The organism is Chryseobacterium sp. RU37D (assembly GCF_900156075.1).
Lineage (GTDB): Bacteria > Bacteroidota > Bacteroidia > Flavobacteriales > Weeksellaceae > Chryseobacterium.
This window is the reverse complement of record NZ_FTMM01000008.1, coordinates 51,099-69,618: the sequence shown is the minus strand read 5'-3', so window position 1 is coordinate 69,618 and position 18,520 is coordinate 51,099. Positions and strand designations below refer to the sequence as shown.

The window sequence follows — 18,520 nt, the reverse complement described above, 5'->3', positions numbered from 1 at the left end:
AAAATAAAGATGAATGTTAACAAAATTAACGGTTTATAAATAATCTCTCCAATATTGAGGATATAAAAAATTGATAATCAGCAGTATATAAATCCGTCAATTTATAAAATCTTTACATATTATTCAAAAAAAATAGAGAGTATATCCAGATAAATACATAAAAAAACCGATGAAAAATTCATCGGTTTTTGTTTTTATAAAGATTAATTCTTATTTAGTATATTCTACTACATAATCATAAGTACCTGCCGGATAAACTACTGACATACTTGGAGAACCAGTAATAAGGTTACCGTTTGTAATATCATAAGAATAAACCCCGTTAGCAAAAACGCTTCCAGTACCAGCTTTGTAAACAGTTACTCTATAGATCCCAGCTGTTCCACTAGCAGGAACTGTGATAGGAGCTGGAGTATAAGATGTAGGAGCTGTAGAAGAACCACTTACTGTAAAAGTTCCTTTCTTAGCATATACTGGAGCACCATTAATCTGAGTATTTGTTGTAGTTTCGCTTGTAGTAACGTTAAATCTTGGATCACTACCTAGAGGTCTCCATACACCTGGTTGTACTGCTCCATTAGCACTACCATTCGGATTATAGAAATAGTAGTAACCAGGGGTTACTGCAGTAGCAGTCGAAGAACGATTACCGGTAGTAAGAGTCGTACCAGTAGATCTGTTGTAAACAATCATACCATCAAACCAAGTAGGTAACGTACTAGTATCTGCATAACTAATATCAAATTGAAAATTTACTAAATCAACACTTGGAATAACAATCCCTTTACCAATATAAGGACCAGCACCTGATTCATCACTGAAAGCACTACTAAGATCTAAAGCTACATTTGAACCATTAATATTAGTCTGAAAACCGTTATTAATATTTACCTGAGCATTGATTAGAGAACCGAAAGCTACGATAGCTAAAAAACTAAATATATTTTTCATCTTATTTTGAATTTAAAGGGTTATTTTTGAGGTGACGACCAAGTAGTTCCAGTCCAAATTAATTCAATACCTCTGTTTTGATTAACAATAAAGTTACCTTTCAGAATTGTACTTGTTCCAGTACCATTTCCACTTCCATCAAAGAAAATTAATGAACTGGGTGCTGTATTGTTGTTTGCGAATTTAACTACGCGACCAATATCAGCCACGGTATTCGTAAGCGTAGGCAGAGTAATATTAACATTAGCATTAAATGTTGTAACAACAAGATTATCTGTCGGTAGAACTGTATAGTTAGCTTGATTTACAGTTGCAACATTACCTCTAATAACTTCATATCTTTGTGGGGTAGCAGCACCACCACCACCTACAGCAACCCAAACAGAGTTTGCTGAATCATAATAGTAAAAACCAGGCGCACTAACATTTGCCGTTTTTGTTGTTGCTGTTCCAGTAGCATCAGTAACAAATACCAAAGCTCCATTTTGAGCTGCAACATAAACCGCATCTTTAGCTGCTAATTGAGTTTTTGACATACGAGGGACCAATAGCGCATCAGGTCTAGTAGCATCTGTTGTATTTGCTACAACATCTAAAGTAGCTGCAGGAGTTGTTGTATTAACCCCTACACGCCCTTGCTGAGCCTGAGAAACCGCCGCAAAGCCGACTATCATAGTCGCTGTTAATAAAATTTTTTTCATAAGTTTTTAAAGATTTAAATTACATTTTCATCAATGATATTTATATTTCAAATGGGAATTTTTCCCAACTTGTGCGTTACTAAATTAAACTAAAAATTTTAATTGTTGCTTTAGTTTTTATTATTTTATTAGATATCTTACAATCCAATGAATAAACTGATTATAGTCTATCCATGTCGCAAAGTTAATACTTTATTATCAATCTACATAATAATAGACCAAAAAGTTTCAAAAATAAAAAACAAAAAACTACAAAGCAATGATTATCAATACATTAATAAATATGCTAAAAATAATTAATTAATGTTAAATTTTATTAACACTTAAAAATAATCTTTAAAATATGATTTTTATATAATAAAATTAAATAAAAATCAACAATATGGGAATAATTTAAACCAATTCTCCATAAAGATCAAATTCTTCTGCTGAGATTACTTTAACCTCGGCAAAATCTCCAATAGATATATAAGTGTTTTCAGCATTAACCAGAATTGTATTGTCTACATCAGGAGAATCATACTCAGTTCGGCCAATAAAATAATTACCTTCTTTTCTATCAAAAATACATTTATATATTTTGCCAACTTTTTCTTGATTCTTCATCCACGAAATTTGGGACTGAAGCTCCATTATCTCTTCTACCCTTGTTTCTTTTACTTCTTGTGGAATATCATCCTCTAAAATATACGCTCCGGTGTTTTCTTCATGAGAATAGGTAAAACAACCCAATCTGTCAAACTTTTGCTCTTTAACCCAATCTTTCAGTTGTTGGAATCTTTCTTCAGTTTCTCCGGGATAACCAACAATAAGCGTTGTTCTGATGGCCATATCCGGAACTTTTTCCCTGAATTTTGTTAAAAGAGCATCAGTTTTTTCGTGAGTAGTCCCCCTTTTCATTGACTTTAATAAGTCTGTATTAATATGCTGTAAAGGAATGTCAATATAATTACAAACTTTCGGCTCTTCACGGATAATATCCAGAACATCTTCTGGGAAACCGCTCGGGAAAGCATAATGAAGACGAATCCAATCGATGCCTTCTACTTTTACCAATTCTTTCAAAAGATCTCCCAATGCACGTTTCTTGTAAATATCCAGTCCGTAATACGTAAGATCCTGAGCAATTAAAATTAATTCTTTAGTTCCTTTTTTTGCTAATTTTTGTGCTTCGGTAACCAGTTTTTCAATCGGCGTGGAAACGTGTCCTCCTCTCATTAAAGGAATTGCACAGAAAGAGCAAGGTCTGTCGCAACCTTCGGAAATCTTTAAATAAGCGTAATGCTTCGGAGTGGTTGTCATTCTTTCTCCTACCAGCTCATGCTTATAATCTGCACCTAAATGCTTCAACAAAATCGGAAGATCTCTTGTCCCAAAATATTGATCCACATCCGGAATTTCTTTTATTAAATCTGGCTTATATCTTTCTGAAAGACAACCTGTCACAAAAACTTTTTCAACTTCACCTCTGTTTTTTGCTTCTACATAATCCAAAATGGTGTTGATGGATTCTTCCTTTGCATTATCAATAAATCCGCAAGTATTGATGACCACAATATCTCCCTTGTCTTCATGAACAACCTCTTTACCGTTGGCTTTCAGCTGGCTCATCAAGACTTCAGAATCATATACGTTCTTGGAGCATCCAAGCGTTACAACATTAATTTTCTTCTTACCTACAGATTTTGTGCGCATCTTTTTGATTTTGAGTTTGCAAAGATACAAAATATTGAAGAGTCTTGGGTTAAAAAATAAAAACCACCTTTAATAAAGTGGCTTCCAATATGATGAATTAAAAATTCTTTTCCTTAAAACTCGGTGCATTCTGATCTTTTTCAGAAAGAACGGCATCTTTGTCTTCAATTTTCCAGTCGATATTTAGTTCCGGAGCGTTGTATTTTACACTTCCCTCCGATTCTTTATTGTAAAAATTGTCGCATTTATAAGCAAAAACAGCTGTTTCACTCAATACCGAAAAACCATGTCCGAATCCTCTTGGAATGTACAGTTGTAATTTATTCTCTTCTGTAAGCTCTATTCCAAACCATTGCCCGAAAGTAGGAGAATCTTCCCTTAAATCCACTGCTACATCCCAAACCTTGCCTTCCAGACAGGAAACCAATTTTGCCTGTGCATGCTCACCTTTCTGTAAATGAAGCCCTCGAAGAACTCCATAAGAAGACTTTGAAATATTATCCTGAACGAAGTGCCCGTTCATCCCGGTAAGTTCTTCGAATTTCTTTTCATTAAATTTTTCAAAAAAATAACCTCTGTCGTCTTCAAAGATGGTGGGCTCTATTATGTAACAGTCTTTAAGTGGGGTTTCTTTTATTTTCATAATCTAAATAATGAGCAAAAATAAATTAAATAGTTTAATCTTATTTTATGAATATTTTAATTATAGTTTTTGCGAGGATTTTAATATCATTTGACAAAGACATATTTTCCAGATATATTAAATTCATTTTAACCTTATCCGGAAATAGAACCTCATCATTATAAAACAACGGTTCGTTCTGGGTTTTTAATATTGTTTCTTCATTACTGTATTTAATGCTTGCTTCTGAAGTGATTCCGGGTTTTAGTTCTAAAACTTTTCTGTCGTCACCCTGAAGTTTGTCGTAATACCCTTCAATATCAGGCCTGGGACCTACAAAGCTCATTTCGCATTTTATGATATTAAATAATTGTGGCAATTCGTCAAGTTTATATTTTCTTAATACCGATCCGGTTTTGGAACAATATTCATCTTTATCCCGAATGGTTTTAAATTTATAAATAATAAACAGCTTTCCATATTGTCCGATTCTCTTTTGACAAAAAATACCATTGGATCGGGTGTCTACACTTGCTACAATAAATAATATAATCAATAACGGTAAAAACAGAATGATAAGAACTGCTGCAAAAAAACAATCGAAAATAACCTTCCAATACCTGTATTGATTCATTTATTCCAGAATTAATTGCTAAAAAAGTTGTTGATCACTTTAGCGATTCTCACCTTTTCTTCTTCCGTAAGATTTGATCCGGAAGGGAGACAAAGCCCGTCATTAAAAAGTTTTTCCGAAACATTTGTCCCATAATACGGTGCATTTTCAAAAATTGGCTGTAGATGCATCGGTTTCCACAACGGCCGAGATTCTATGTTATCTTCCAATAAAGCCAGTCTAAGTGCTTCTCTTGTTTTACGTGTGACAGAAGTTTCTATTATAATTGCAGAAAGCCAATGATTAGAATAAAAATCTGAAGATGGCTCGGAAAATACAGTCACTCCATCAATACTTTTAAATAAATCCACATAAAAATCGTGCATAGAACGGCGGGCTTCCACTCTGTTTTTCAGAACTTCCATCTGCCCTCTGCCAATTCCGGCCACAATATTACTCATTCTGTAATTAAACCCAATATGAGAATGCTGATAATGAGGTGCATTATCTCTTGCCTGAGTAGAAAGAAAAACGATTTTATCCTTATCTTCCTGAGAATGACAAACCAAGGCCCCGCCTCCGGAAGTAGTAATAATTTTATTTCCATTAAAACTTAAAATTCCAAAACGTCCGAAAGTTCCGCAAGCCTGACCTTTATATGTAGATCCTAATGCTTCTGCAGCATCTTCAATCAGTTCAATATCAAATTCTTTTGCAATAGAAACGATCTCATCCATTTTTGCAGGCATCCCGTAAAGATGAACTACAATGATGGCTTTTGGCTTTTTCCCATTTCGGATTCTGTCTTCAATAGCATTTCTAAGAGCTACGGGACACATATTCCATGTTTCCGGTTCGCTGTCTATAAAAACTGGACTTGCACCGCAATAAGCGATCGGATTTGCTGATGCAGAAAACGTCATCGACTGACAAATCACTTCATCTCCATACTGTACTCCACACTGAATTAAGGCTAAATGCAGAGCCGCAGTTCCAGCTGATAAGGCAGCAATCTTGGTATTTTCTCCTAAAAATTTTTCAAGGTCTTCTTCAAAACCATTTACATTCGGCCCTAAAGGAGCCACCCAATTCTCAGCGAAAGCTTCATTGATATACTTTAGTTCATTCCCTCCCATATGTGGAGATGATAACCAGATTTTTTGTGACATTGTGTGTATATTTTTTATAAAATCAAAACTTAAAAATACTTAGTTTATATAACTAATGATTTCTTTAATATTATTTACTATTATTTGTGGTCTGTGTTGTTCTGACCAATCAAAATCCTGTTTGTGGATGTTTTTTCCTGTATCTTTCAATGCGATGGTAATCCAGCCTAAGCTATTAGGTGCTATGAAATCTTTTTTTGTATTATCACCGATATAAAAATAATCGAGATCTTCTGTGCCCATGAATCCTTCATAATTTTTAAAATCCGGCTTTGAACTTCCGAATTCTTCAGAAATAATAATCTTATCAAAAAGGTCTTCAATATCCAAAGCCCGTAATTTATTTCTTTGAGTTACTGACCTTCCGTCTGTGATTAATCCTAATTTATAGGACTTCCCTATAATATAATCTAAAACAAATTTTACTTCTTCCGCAATTTTAATTTTAGGAAAATGATTTCGGTAAATATCCAATAAATCAATCTTTGCATGTAAATATTTCCCTTCCAAAATTCCGAAAACATCTTTTCTATCATGATACCAATTGATCATATCCTGATAAAGCATTTCCTTATTTTGAATATCCAATAATTCTGCAATTTCATGATATGCCGATTCCAGATACTCAATTTCATACATGAGCGTATCATCCAGATCAAATATAATATATTTACCCTTCATAATTATGAATTAAAACCTCATCATCATAACGAAGCATTAATAAATTATTCTCCCAGCCATCAAAATAAGAAATATGTTCACCCAATAAATATTCTTTTAAAATCCATCCCGGATAATTTGCTCCCGCAAGATAACTTAAAGGATAACCTCCACCAAAGCGAGGGTTTATTTCTATGGCAATAATTCTTTTATTTCCCGGATGAAAAAAGAACTGCATCGTAAGACAGCCTACCGCGCCATCAATCTGGGGAATATTTTGTCTTACATAATTTTCTATCTCGTTTTTCTGCGTTACCCCTTTATTTACTTCACCAGCCCTTACAAAAATACGTTTTCTTGGAACCACGCATTTCAACTCTCCCTTCTTATCATAATAAGTATCCACCGTGTATTCATCGTAAATAGTCTGATCTATATACTCCATAAACATAAGTTTAGGATTTTGCATATGATAATCAGTAAGTTCCGAAGGTTCTTTTATTAAAAATATATCTTTACTTAAGGATCCGTCGTAAGGTTTTATAAATAAAGGAAACGACATATTATCCTTATCGAATTGCTTTGGAATTTCTATATTTTTTTCTTTGAAAAATTTGTTGATGATCCTTTTATCCCTGCATTTTTCAATAAAATTTTCTGAAGAAATAATAGGAATAATCCCATTTTCCAGAAAGAAAGATTTATGTTTTGCTAAAATAAGAAGTTCTGTATCGATAGTAGGAATTATGATTTTAATATTCCAACTTTTACAAATCTCTAGCAGATTAGCAATATAATTTGATTCTGTAACTCTGTTAATTTGTTTGTATCCATCTGAAACATGACAAGCAGGCGCTAAAACCGGATTAAGATCTACCGTGAAAACTTTACCATTCTCATCAATCTTTTTTATTTCCTTTTGAAATGCACGAACCAAAGAAACCCTTTGCCCAGCGGAAGTTATTAGTATATTATTCATTTTCGTTGTTGGTAAAAAATTCCATTGTAGCCTGACCTTCCTGGGAAATTCCTTCTCGGATAAACACTTTTTTTATGGTGAGAAAAATAATTTTTATATCGAGTAAAAAAGAGATATTATCCACGTACCAAACATCATAATCAAATTTTTGTTTCCATGAGATAGCATTTCTTCCATTTACTTGTGCCCATCCTGTAATTCCCGGTCTTACTTCATGTCGTCTTGCCTGATGATTATTGTAAATGGGTAAATATTGCACCAAAAGAGGCCTCGGCCCGATGAGTGACATATCACCTTTTATTACATTGATCAATTGCGGAATTTCATCTAAAGAAGTTTTTCTCACAAAAATACCAACAGGTGTCAATCTTTCAGCATCTGATAAGAGATTTCCATTTTTATCTTTCTTATCATTCATGGTTTTGAATTTTATGATACTAAAAATCTCGCCATGTTTTCCCGGTCTTTTTTGAAAGAAAAAAGGTTTACCCTGGTTGGCAAAAAATAAACATATCATGACCAATAGAAAAATAGGACTTAGCATCAGCAGTCCGATTATTGACACTAAAAAATCCGTAATTCTTTTGAAGAAATTTCTGTACACCTGGTTTTTTATTCGTTCAACGATTTCATTATTTTTTCATAAGACATATAAGCCTGAAATTCCCTTTCTAAAAAATCCCAACTATTCTGTCTCATTTTCTCAAATTCAGCTTTATCCATTTCAGCGAACAAATTTACGGTTTTCATCATAGATTCTATATCATCTGAACAAACTGCTGCCCCACAATTATTGTTTACAATATCCTCTCCTATATCTGTATTTTTATCTGTAGCCGCAATTACAGGAATTTTGTACTCAAGATATGATAACAATCTTGAAGGATAATTCGGAATCGTAAAATCTTTATGCAAAAATATTAATCCTACATCACAAACCCGTACTAAAAGATCGTAATCATTTTTAGGTAAAAATGAAATTAATAATACGTTTTGAGGATTTACCTTATCAATCCAATCCTTAATTTTTTCAAATTCCGTTCCAGCTCCGACAATGACGAAAAATCCTTTTTTATTTTCTTTTTCCGCATTTAAAGTTTTAATGAGAAAATCTATACCCTGTGGTTTTCCAAGATTTCCACCGTAGATAAATATTTTTTTATCTGTCGGAATATTATATTTAGATTTAATTTGATTTTTATCTTCACAGGATATTTCTTCAAAACCTTGTATTTGAATCGAATTTGGATTGATCTCTACTTTTTCTTTTGGAATATAGGAATTGTGCCTCAAAACAAAATCAACATTGGCTTTTGACATACATCCAATCTTATCCGAAATATTGTAAAGTTCCTTTTCTTTATTCCTGAAATATTTATAAAAAATTCCTTTTTCGGACATAAACTGCATATCTACAGCATTTTGAGGAAAAATATCTTTTAACAACAAATATGTTTTTGCGTTATCTCTTTTTTTGATAAACTTAATAAGATTTGTAAAAGTAATGGGTGGTGTAGAATAGATAACCAAATCAAATTTTACATCAGAAAAATACTTTTTTATCGCTCTTAAGAATAATTTTTCTATTGATAATGTAGAAATTCCTTTTTCAATAAAATTGGTTTTCAGGATATTTAAGGTTTTTACATTCAGGAATTTTGTATTTCCCTCTGTTTTAATGCAGGTTTTTTTATTCTCCCTTCTTTCTAATGGTGATACAATATAAAGATTATGCCCATGAGCAGAGAACTCGCGCATCAAATCATGATAGATACCCCGTTGTTGTAAAGTATCAATTTTCACTAAAGTAAGAAACAGTACGTTCATTATATTATTTCTTACTCCAAACTACCCTGTTAACATAATCCGTATAACTCAAAATGATTCTCACCATTTTTTCAGAAACATTCGGCATCGAATAATCTGAAACCGGTCTGTAATTTCTTTCCTTTCCCGTTTTTTGCTGCTGAAGCTGAACCAACCCCTGTAAAATTCTTTCGGGAGATAAACCAACCATCATAACAGATGCCTCTTCCATTGCCTCAGGTCTTTCGTGGGCATCTCTGATATTCAGGGCTCTGAAATTTAAAATTGAAGATTCTTCAGAAATGGTTCCCGAATCCGACAGAACGGCGTAACTTCTCATCTGCAAAGCATTATAATCATGGAACCCTAGAGGTTTTAGAAACTGAATTTCAGGTCTTACCTCCACCTTCATTTTGTCGATCATATTTCTGGTTCTCGGATGGGTAGAAACTATAATTGGGAAACCAAATTTTTCAGCAATTGCATTAAGGCTTTCTATTAATCCGTTAAAATTTTTCTCAGAATTAATATTTTCTTCTCTGTGAGAGGATACAACGAAATATTTTCCTTCTTCAAGATTTAGACGGGTCAAGACATCGGAGCTTCCAATTTGGGGAAGATAATGGTTGAGAACTTCGAACATGGGAGAACCTGTTTTAATAATTCTGTCTGCAGGAAGCCCTTCTCTCAACAGATATTCCCTTGCAATATCCGAATAGGTTAAATTGATATCTGAGGTATGATCTACAATTTTTCTGTTGGTTTCTTCAGGAACTCTCTGATCGAAACACCTGTTTCCGGCTTCCATATGGAAAATCGGGATTTGTCTTTTTTTCGCGGGAATTGCACAAAGGCAAGAATTGGTATCACCCAAAACAAGGAAAGCATCCGGCATTAATTCTTCCAGAAGCGGATCTATTTTAATTAAAATATTTCCCACCGTTTCCGTAGCCGTTTTTCCGGCGGCTTCTAAAAAATAATCCGGTTTGCGAAGACCTAAATCTTCGAAAAAAATCTGATTAAGTTCATAATCATAATTTTGTCCTGTATGAACGATGATATGCTCAACAGCCTCAGAAGCATCCAAAGCCGATAATACCCTTGATAGTCTAATAATCTCCGGTCGTGTTCCCACGACTGTCATTACTTTTAATTTCTTCATTTGTAAAATTTATATACCCTAAGCCTATAACTGCCGCACCAAAATACCAAAACTCAAATGATAAGTAAAGATTTCCCGATGTCTGAGCCAAAATAAAATATTGCAAGAAAAAGAAGATCACAACCCCGCTTTCTTTATACTTATAAATATGTTTCAAAATTTTAATAAAACTCTGAACTACAAATTTAAAATAAATTATAAACAGAGCTATACCGAATATTCCTGTTGACATTAATATATCAACAAAAATATTGTGAGAATACATACCGTCTTCAAATAATGCATTCCCTCCGAACAGCGGATGATTGAGAAATATTTCTATTCCCCTGCTAAAAAATGATGATCTTCCGGAAGCATTTCTTTCGAAAATAGCCCCATTTAACCTCTCAAAAAAAATAGAATTTTCACCAATTCCGGTTCGATAAATAACAAAAAGCCCAACAAAAGCCAACACAACCGCTCCCAAAAAGCAGAGCCAATATTTTCTATTATTAATCGCGATCAAAAAGACAAAGAGAATAACAAAAAGTGCCAAAACAGGACTTCTGGCAGCAGAAACGAAGATGGCAAAAGATCCCAGTAAAATCCCCAATGCGTAAAAATATCCTTTAGCTTTTAAAAATAAATAGCCATATAATGACATGATCACCAGGCTCAACCCATAATGCCCAACCAGAATATAATAAGACCGGAAAATACCACTTCTCCCGTTGCTTCTGTACGATTCGAATACAAAATGGGTGTAAAGAAAATTAATTCCGAAAATAATAAGAAGTCCGAAAAAAATAATCCTGAAAAACTTTTTAAAATCTATTTCTTGATAATTTAAGCTCAAAATAGCGATTACCGGTAAAGGGATCACCATAAACCCATAGTAATAAATAGAATTCTTCAATCCGGTAAAAACTTCCGGAGGAACGGTAAAACTGGGAATCGTCTTATAAAGTTTAAATAAATAAAAAGAGAAAAACAAAGCAAATACAATAATGACTGTTTTTCTTTTTTGAACAATATGAAAATTCTTTACTATAAAATATATTGAAAGTAAAAAGATTCCGCCCCTGATTAAAAAATTGATATACCAGGGAAATCCTTTGGATGAAAAAGGATCTATATACGCAAGAATATAACCAAATAAAACCATGATCAGAAAATACGTTTCCTGATCTTTTATTATTGACGGCTTTAAATGGCTTGTTCTTTCCATCCGGTTATACTTCTAAGAAATACGTATCTGCATCTTCTGGATTAAAAGGTTCATTAATCCAGAAAATCGTATATAACTCTTCTTCTCCTATATTTTTGATATTGTGGGTGTACCAGATCGGCATATCTACATAAGCAGGTTCGTTCCCGTCGAGATAAAAATCCAGTACTTCGTCTGTGTCTATTTTCCTTAATTGTATTAATGCTTTCCCTTTAATAACAGCAAATCTTTCTATTTTTCTGGTATGATAATGATTTCCCCTCGTAATTCCCGGAACTGTCGTTGAAAACGAGCACTGCCCTCCAATTCCGAGTCGGATTACTTCAACAAAAGCTCCTCTCGGATCGGTATGTTGGGTAAATTTAACCGGATAATGATTTTTAACATCAAAATAACAACGGAAAGTATTAAATAAATTAAAATCAAATTGTGTTTCCAATATAGGAATTTCCCCGTTATCGAAATATAATTGTTTATAATTTTCTAATTTTTGAAGCACTTCCGATACTTTATTCGTAGATGTGGACTGAACTTTATATAATTTTTTGGTTTCTCCGCCTTCAATTTGGTTAATAATTTCCTGAACTAATTCTCCCACGTAGATTAATTTCACCTCCCCGTCATTGTCGATAACAGGAGTTTCTTCATGGGTGAGTTTGTGACAAAAAGTTGCAATGAAAGAATTATAATTAGGTTTTCCGAACGGCCCGAAAACATTAGGAATTACCATTCCAGTAAACTTTCCGCCTGATTTTTCAGCCCAGTTAGCCAGTAGTTCTCGTCCTTCTTTTTTGGATTTTCCGTAAAGATTATCTTTTTCTTCCTGAGAAGATGATGAAAAGAGAACATGAGCCTTAGAATTTGTTTTTTTTAAAGATGAAACCAATTTTTTAACCAAATCCAGATTATTATTAAAGATAACTTCCGGATCAGGATGGCGATTCATGGCAGCAAGATGTACAATGACATCACATTTCCCAACAAATCCATCCAGTTTTTCTTCATTTTCAAAAAAATCTCTTTCGAAATGAATGGTTTCAAATTTTTCGGGATATAGCCCTAATGTATTATATAAATGTGAACCGACAAATCCGTTTTGCCCAGTAATTCCAATTTTCTTCATTATTTAAAATTTTCGAAGTAGTCTATAGGAAAACGATAATCATCAGCAATTTCGCCAAAAAAATAATCTGCCATCACCAGTAATTTCGATTTTTCTTCCTGAGACTGAATAGCACTTATATACCCTTTAGGAATATGAAGTATATCCAATTGGCCTGAATTTAATTCAAATTTCAAAACCGATAAATTTTTAGATGGTTTTTCCCAATGATCAATCTTAATCAGTCTGATGGTGAAGTTTCCCTGCAATGCAGAAAGCCATCTTTGTTCGACTTTATGTCCGGTCCAGCCTCTCACAAATTTGGTATCTGCATTTTCTATGTAATAGATCCTTTTAATTTGTGAGGCATTAAAATTATTATTAAAAAAGAGATTACCTCTGTTGTCGGAATATTTTCCTCCTTTAATAATCTGGGGAGTTTCCATACCAATATAATTTAATCCGGATATTGCATTAAGTCTTCTCCCAACACTTCTTTTCTTATTAATGGAAGCTTCATTAAAAGTGTTTTCATTCCTTCAACATTCTGCTGATGGGTGTTGTGAGAGTGATAGTCTTCAATTTTCGAAATATCTTCCGTTCCTTCAGAAAAATACTGAGCATAATTCAGATCCCTGTTGTCCGCAGGAATTCTGTAAAAATCTCCCATATCTTCTGCTTTGATCATTTCTTCGCGGGTACACAATGTTTCATATAATTTCTCACCGTGTCTTGTCCCGATTATTTTTATAGGATTATCGGCCTTAAACATTTCTTTCAATGCCTGAGCCAAATCTCCGATTGTTCCTGCAGGAGCTTTATTGACAAACAAATCACCGGGATTTCCGTGTTCAAAAGCAAATAAAACCAAATCAACAGCCTCTTCCAGTGACATTAAAAATCTCGTCATATTGGGATCGGTGATGGTAATCGGATCCCCGTTTTTGATTTGCTTTACAAAAAGAGGTATAACGGAGCCTCGTGAAGCCATTACATTTCCGTATCTGGTAAGACAAACAACTGTTTCGTTCAGGTTTCTGGAAGCGGCTACCGCGACTTTTTCCATCATTGCTTTTGAAATTCCCATTGCATTGATAGGATATGCGGCTTTATCTGTACTTAGGCAAATTACTTTTTTAACTTTGTTTATTGCAGCAGCATCAATGACATTTTGAGTTCCTTCCACGTTGGTTTTCACGGCCTGCATCGGGAAAAATTCGCATGACGGAACCTGCTTCAGAGCGGCAGCGTGAAATACATAATCTACCCCTCTCATTGCGGGTTCGATACTTTTATAATCTCTTACATCACCAATATAAAATTTCAGTTTATCATTTTTAAACTGATTTCTCATATCATCCTGCTTTTTCTCGTCACGTGAAAATATACGTATCTCTTTAAAATGATTTGTATTGATAAATTTTCTGAGAACAGCTGTCCCAAAGGAACCTGTTCCACCTGTGATAAGAAGTGTTTTATCTTTAATCTGCATATGTGTTTTTAATATTAAAGTTTCATGTTATAGAGTTTTTCCCAGACTGCAATGTTGTACAATCTCCATTCCAGATCACGGTCTGCAATAAAGGTATATTTCTTTTTTGAAATTTCCTGTATTATTTTTGAGTTATTGATGGTTTCCAGGATTTTTTCTGATCGCGGCCACCAGTGATTGACAGGCGGGTTTAGTCCAATTTTCCGGCTGTTATATGTTATTTCATCTGGCAAAAATTTTTCAAGATTTCTCCTTAAAATATATTTTGACCAGCCATCCCTTATTTTATAATTATTATTGATTGATAATACTGTTTCTACAAATGTGTAATCTAGAAAAGGTAATCTGGATTCAATAGAAAAAAGCATCGAATTTTTATCTTCTATCCTTAAAATATCAGGAAGAAGGAAATGGAAAATTTCGTTTTTCTGAAGTTCAAAAATTTTTTTATACGATTTTGTAAGTTTCTTCAGTTTAGAAAAGTTTATAATTTCAAGATATTTATTCTTTAAAATAGCACCTCTCCTTTGCAATCTGAACTTCCTTACAAAATAGCTTGAAAAGTAAAAATATATTTTCCCTGCTTCCAGAATAGAAATATCATAATGACTTTTTACTTTTTTTAAAAATTTCAGATTCGAGATAAAATCATGATTTCTTAAAAATGCGGCAGTATATCTGCTATATCCCAATAGAATTTCGTCAGCGCCCTGCCCGTCAAGAAAGACTTTTACTCCTAACTTATTGGCTTCCTTCATTAGGAAATTTTGCATGAACACCGATAAATCCGCAAAAGGTTCTTCATGCATAAAAATCACGTTTTCAAGATCATGTCTGAATTCGTCGGATTTAGGAACTACAATATCATGATTTACATGAATTGTTTCTGCAATAAGCTTTGCCAGCTTGCTCTCATCATCTTTTTTATCCAATGATCCTACTGTAACAGCTGTAAAACCACTGTTATTCTGCTTATCGATGATTTTATTGGCAATTGTGGTTACATACGGGCTGTCTAGTCCTCCGCTCAGTGCACTTCCAATTTTTACGTCTGATCTTAATCTTATTTTAATAGATTCTTCGAATTTTTTTTCAAAAATTTCAATAGATTCCTCTAGGTTTAATTTATTTATTTCTTTTTTAAATTCAATATCATAATATTTATAGATTCGGAATTCATTCGTTTTTAGGTCGTAAATAAGATTATGAGACGCTGGTAATTTTAAGATGCCTTCGAAAAAAGTTTCATTAAAATGGCCTGTTAAGTTTACAATCAGATACTGTAATAATATCTGGATATTTACCATTTCTATTTTTTCAATTTCAAGGATGGGTTTAATTTCGGATGCAAAGACAAACTTATTATCATTACTGAAATAATAAAAAGGTTTTATCCCAAAACGATCTCTTGAGCAAAATACTTTATTATTCTTAGAATCAAAAATTGCAAAAGCCCACATCCCATTAAACTTTTTCACACATTCTTCTCCCCAGTAGTCATAAGAAGCAACCAAAACCTCTGTATCTGAATTTGTATTAAACAAATATCCTTTTTCCTTAAGCTCTTCTCTTAGTTCAATATAATTGTAAATAACTCCGTTAAAAACTAGAACATGTTTATTATTAAAATGAAAAGGTTGGTTTGCAGATTCGCCCGTATCGATGATTGATAACCTCCGATGTCCGAATCCCAAATTTTCGTGGACAAAAAAACCTTCGGCATCCGGACCTCTATGTGACATTTTATCTGTCATTTTCCTTAGAGTTTCCTCCTTTACCGGTGTTTTGTCTTTATATATCAGTCCTGCTATTCCACACATAATTATTTTTGCCTTATACCTTCTTTTTCTTCAAAAGATGGATAGTTTATTAAAACGGCTTTATATACACCTTTAAATACAAACAAACTACCTGCTGCAACTCCAATAATTCCGTGCTTGTCTATTACTTGTTTAATATCATTTAAAGAGCCAGCACCTCCCAACACTGTAAGTGGAAGTGATATCTTTTCTCTTACTTTATCTATTAATGAAAGGTCATACCCTTTCATTACACCATCCTGATCAATAGAATTGATAATAATTTCTCCTGCACCCAGTTTTTGAGCATCTTCTGCAAATTTAAACGGATTGATTCCCGTAGCTTTTTTTCCGTTATGAGTATATACCTCATATCCTCCGAAAAGCTTTTTTTTGACATCGAGTACTACAATCACACTTTGTGAACCTACCTTGTCTGCAATCTGAGTAATTAATTGTGGATTTTGAAGAACAGCTGAAGAAAGGGCAATTTTTTCAATTCCCAAGCCAAAAATCTTTTGCGACTGTTCAACAGTTTTCACACCACCTCCATAGCAAAGTGGCATTCTGGATTGATTTGCTATTCTTTCAATTAGGCTATAATTAGGTTCTAATCCTTTTACCGTTGCATCAATATCAAAAATGGCAAGCTCGTCTACTTCTTTCTCGTTAAATATCCTTACTGCGTTGATAGGATCTCCGACGTATTTCGGATTTTTAAAATTTACCGTTTTTACAAGTCCATTGTCCTGTATCAGAAGACTAGGTATAATTCTGGGTCTTAACATTTGTGTTTAAAACATTTAAAGTTTTGCAAAATTGTGCAATAAAATTTCACCATAATGATGGCTTTTTTCCGGGTGAAATTGTATTCCGTATTTATTTTCGTGATGTGCGGCCGAAGCAAATTCCCCGCCATATTCGGTAACGGCCATTATATCCTCATTATTGTTGCAATGAAAATAATAAGTGTGCAGAAAATAAAAAATAGAGTCTTTTTCTAAGCCTCTGAATAATTCAATATCTTTTACAGGCTTTACATCATTCCATCCCATATGAGGCAGCCTTGTTATCTGATTAATTTTTGTTTCGTCAAATTTTTTGACTGTGGCATCGATCCATTTCAGGCCATCTAATTTTCCTTCATCACTATTATTTGCCATCATCTGCATCCCGACACAAATACCTATTACCGGTACTTTTTTATCAAGCACCAATTCGTCGAGATTATCTCTCATTCCCGAATTATTCAATTGAGTCATTGCATGATCAAAATGTCCTACCCCTGGAAGAATTAATTTTTGTGCATCTTCTAGATCGTTTTTTGTTTTTGCAATTTTTACGGGAACATCTACTCTTTTGTAAACATTCACAAAGGCATTGATGTTTCCAACCCCGTAGTCAATAATCGTTATCATCTGAATAATCTTTTTTCAAGTCCAAATTTTCTCATCGCCTGAGCACCAATACCTATCAGTGATCTTTTGTTTTTGTAATTGTGATAGGTCTTATTTTCACCTTCAAATAATTTTTGAAGCTCGTCAACTGTAAGATCTAATTTATTGGCTACATACTCAAATTCTTTCTGCAGAAATTCTTCAGAAAGCTCCGGTCTGGAAACTCTGTCCAGCGCTTCTTCTCTGGTCATCTGACCTGTAAGAATAAGACTGGAAAAATGTGCTTTCCTTTTCTGATATCCGAATTTTTTTGGCATCCAATAATCTTCAAAGAATCTTGTAAATCTCGATTCATGATGTTTATGCTGAAAACTTTCCCATCCATATTTATCGAAAAGCATTTTCTCGACATCTTTTTTAATGTATGGCAGACAGTTTAATGGTTTATAAACCTGCATTCCTAAAACATATTTATAATACAGCTTATAGCTCATGATATCTACGATAGGAAAAGTTTTAAGTTCTCTTTTTCCGAACTTTTTGTGGATATCCAATATCAAGGTTTTATCAATTCCCGGATATGCTCCCCATTCTTCAGGCTCTCTACAACATTCTGTTGAGTAGTTTCCTCCTGTAAGAACATATTTAATTTTATTCTTCTTGGCAAATTTATACAATCCGGAAAAGAATGCAATATCCTGAGGCATATCCTGATCTGCAATCTGAGATTTCAAGAATGCTACCTGCAGATCTTTCATTTCCTCCCAGTTGATAACTTCGGTATATAAATCGAGATTTAGCCCGTTTACCAATTTCTCAATATTGCTTACCGCGCGGTCTGTATTCCAGCCTGCATCCACGTGGAAAATAAGAGGTCTTAATCCCATCACTTCCTTTGCTACATAGGCAGCATAAGAGCTGTCCAAACCTCCACTAAGTCCAATAATACAGTCGAAATCTCTATTTTTACCGTCTTTTTTAATTTTCTCAGCTTCCTGTTCAAGTTCTTTTAAGCCTCTTTCATCTGTGTGCCAAGTTGGTAATATATTTTCAATATAATTGATATAGTAATCACTTTCACCTTTTTCATTGAAAACAATATTCGGATCTGTAGTATCCATAATTGTTTTTGTACAAATTTGATAAGGTCTTGTTTCTTCCATAA

At 33.6% G+C, this 18,520-nt stretch carries 19 protein-coding genes; all 19 read right to left on the bottom strand.

All coding sequences use genetic code 11. The annotated features are described in order from the left end of the window. Positions 1–210: 210 nt before the first annotated feature. The 19 genes from BW926_RS05700 to BW926_RS05610 all read right to left on the bottom strand — a co-directional run bounded on the left by BW926_RS05700 (position 211) and on the right by BW926_RS05610 (position 18,518). Entirely contained in the window at positions 211–693 is a 483-nt protein-coding gene (locus tag BW926_RS05700) for a hypothetical protein (protein ID WP_228403404.1), read from the bottom strand. Between the two features lie 278 nt (positions 694–971). Then, positions 972–1,652, bottom strand: a complete 681-nt coding sequence (locus BW926_RS05695) for a hypothetical protein (RefSeq protein WP_076445041.1) — start codon at positions 1,650–1,652, stop codon at positions 972–974. Between the two features lie 393 nt (positions 1,653–2,045). Continuing rightward, positions 2,046–3,347: a 30S ribosomal protein S12 methylthiotransferase RimO gene (gene rimO / locus BW926_RS05690; RefSeq protein WP_076445039.1), complete on the bottom strand. Its 1,302-nt coding sequence runs from the start codon at positions 3,345–3,347 to the stop codon at positions 2,046–2,048. Between the two features lie 97 nt (positions 3,348–3,444). Continuing rightward, positions 3,445–3,990: a dTDP-4-dehydrorhamnose 3,5-epimerase gene (gene rfbC / locus BW926_RS05685; protein ID WP_076445037.1), complete on the bottom strand. Its 546-nt coding sequence runs from the start codon at positions 3,988–3,990 to the stop codon at positions 3,445–3,447. A 40-nt stretch (positions 3,991–4,030) separates the two neighbouring features. Then, positions 4,031–4,603 carry a sugar transferase gene (locus BW926_RS05680; protein ID WP_076445035.1) on the bottom strand — a complete coding sequence of 191 codons (573 nt, stop codon included), beginning with the start codon at positions 4,601–4,603 and terminating at the stop codon, positions 4,031–4,033. Between the two features lie 11 nt (positions 4,604–4,614). Then, positions 4,615–5,751 carry an aminotransferase class I/II-fold pyridoxal phosphate-dependent enzyme gene (locus BW926_RS05675; RefSeq protein WP_076445033.1) on the bottom strand — a complete coding sequence of 379 codons (1,137 nt, stop codon included), beginning with the start codon at positions 5,749–5,751 and terminating at the stop codon, positions 4,615–4,617. A gap of 39 nt (positions 5,752–5,790) precedes the next feature. Beyond that, entirely contained in the window at positions 5,791–6,432 is a 642-nt protein-coding gene (locus BW926_RS05670; protein WP_076445031.1) for an HAD family hydrolase, read from the bottom strand. Further along, the gene (locus BW926_RS05665) at positions 6,422–7,390 is read right to left on the bottom strand and encodes an ATP-grasp domain-containing protein (RefSeq protein ID WP_076445029.1); all 969 of its coding nucleotides are present in this window, start codon (positions 7,388–7,390) and stop codon (positions 6,422–6,424) included. Before BW926_RS05665 ends, BW926_RS05670 begins: the two co-directional genes overlap by 11 nt. Continuing rightward, positions 7,383–7,994, bottom strand: a complete 612-nt coding sequence (locus tag BW926_RS05660; protein ID WP_076445027.1) for a sugar transferase — start codon at positions 7,992–7,994, stop codon at positions 7,383–7,385. Before BW926_RS05660 ends, BW926_RS05665 begins: the two co-directional genes overlap by 8 nt. A gap of 8 nt (positions 7,995–8,002) precedes the next feature. After that, positions 8,003–9,217, bottom strand: coding sequence for a glycosyltransferase family 4 protein (locus BW926_RS05655; RefSeq protein WP_076445025.1), 1,215 nt, complete (start codon positions 9,215–9,217; stop codon positions 8,003–8,005). A gap of 4 nt (positions 9,218–9,221) precedes the next feature. After that, positions 9,222–10,358, bottom strand: a complete 1,137-nt coding sequence (wecB, locus tag BW926_RS05650; protein ID WP_076445023.1) for a non-hydrolyzing UDP-N-acetylglucosamine 2-epimerase — start codon at positions 10,356–10,358, stop codon at positions 9,222–9,224. Further along, positions 10,306–11,565: an O-antigen ligase family protein gene (locus BW926_RS05645; RefSeq protein WP_076445021.1), complete on the bottom strand. Its 1,260-nt coding sequence runs from the start codon at positions 11,563–11,565 to the stop codon at positions 10,306–10,308. The genes wecB and BW926_RS05645 overlap by 53 nt, the downstream gene beginning before the upstream one ends. A gap of 4 nt (positions 11,566–11,569) precedes the next feature. After that, entirely contained in the window at positions 11,570–12,688 is a 1,119-nt protein-coding gene (locus tag BW926_RS05640) for a polysaccharide biosynthesis C-terminal domain-containing protein (RefSeq protein WP_076445019.1), read from the bottom strand. Continuing rightward, a complete protein-coding gene (locus BW926_RS05635; protein ID WP_076445017.1) occupies positions 12,688–13,113 on the bottom strand; it encodes a WxcM-like domain-containing protein in 426 nt (141 codons plus the stop codon). The genes BW926_RS05640 and BW926_RS05635 overlap by 1 nt, the downstream gene beginning before the upstream one ends. 11 nt (positions 13,114–13,124) lie before the next feature. Further along, entirely contained in the window at positions 13,125–14,159 is a 1,035-nt protein-coding gene (locus BW926_RS05630; RefSeq protein WP_076445015.1) for a polysaccharide biosynthesis protein, read from the bottom strand. 14 nt (positions 14,160–14,173) lie between these two features. Then, complete coding sequence (gene asnB, locus BW926_RS05625; protein WP_076445013.1) at positions 14,174–15,979, bottom strand: asparagine synthase (glutamine-hydrolyzing); 1,806 nt, start codon at positions 15,977–15,979, stop codon at positions 14,174–14,176. 2 nt (positions 15,980–15,981) lie between these two features. Then, positions 15,982–16,746 (bottom strand): AglZ/HisF2 family acetamidino modification protein, encoded by a 765-nt coding sequence (locus BW926_RS05620; protein WP_076445010.1) that lies wholly within the window; start codon positions 16,744–16,746, stop codon positions 15,982–15,984. A gap of 15 nt (positions 16,747–16,761) precedes the next feature. Further along, positions 16,762–17,376 (bottom strand): imidazole glycerol phosphate synthase subunit HisH, encoded by a 615-nt coding sequence (hisH, locus tag BW926_RS05615; RefSeq protein ID WP_076445007.1) that lies wholly within the window; start codon positions 17,374–17,376, stop codon positions 16,762–16,764. Continuing rightward, complete coding sequence (locus BW926_RS05610) at positions 17,373–18,518, bottom strand: N-acetyl sugar amidotransferase (protein WP_076445004.1); 1,146 nt, start codon at positions 18,516–18,518, stop codon at positions 17,373–17,375. Before BW926_RS05610 ends, hisH begins: the two co-directional genes overlap by 4 nt. Positions 18,519–18,520: the final 2 nt, after the last annotated feature.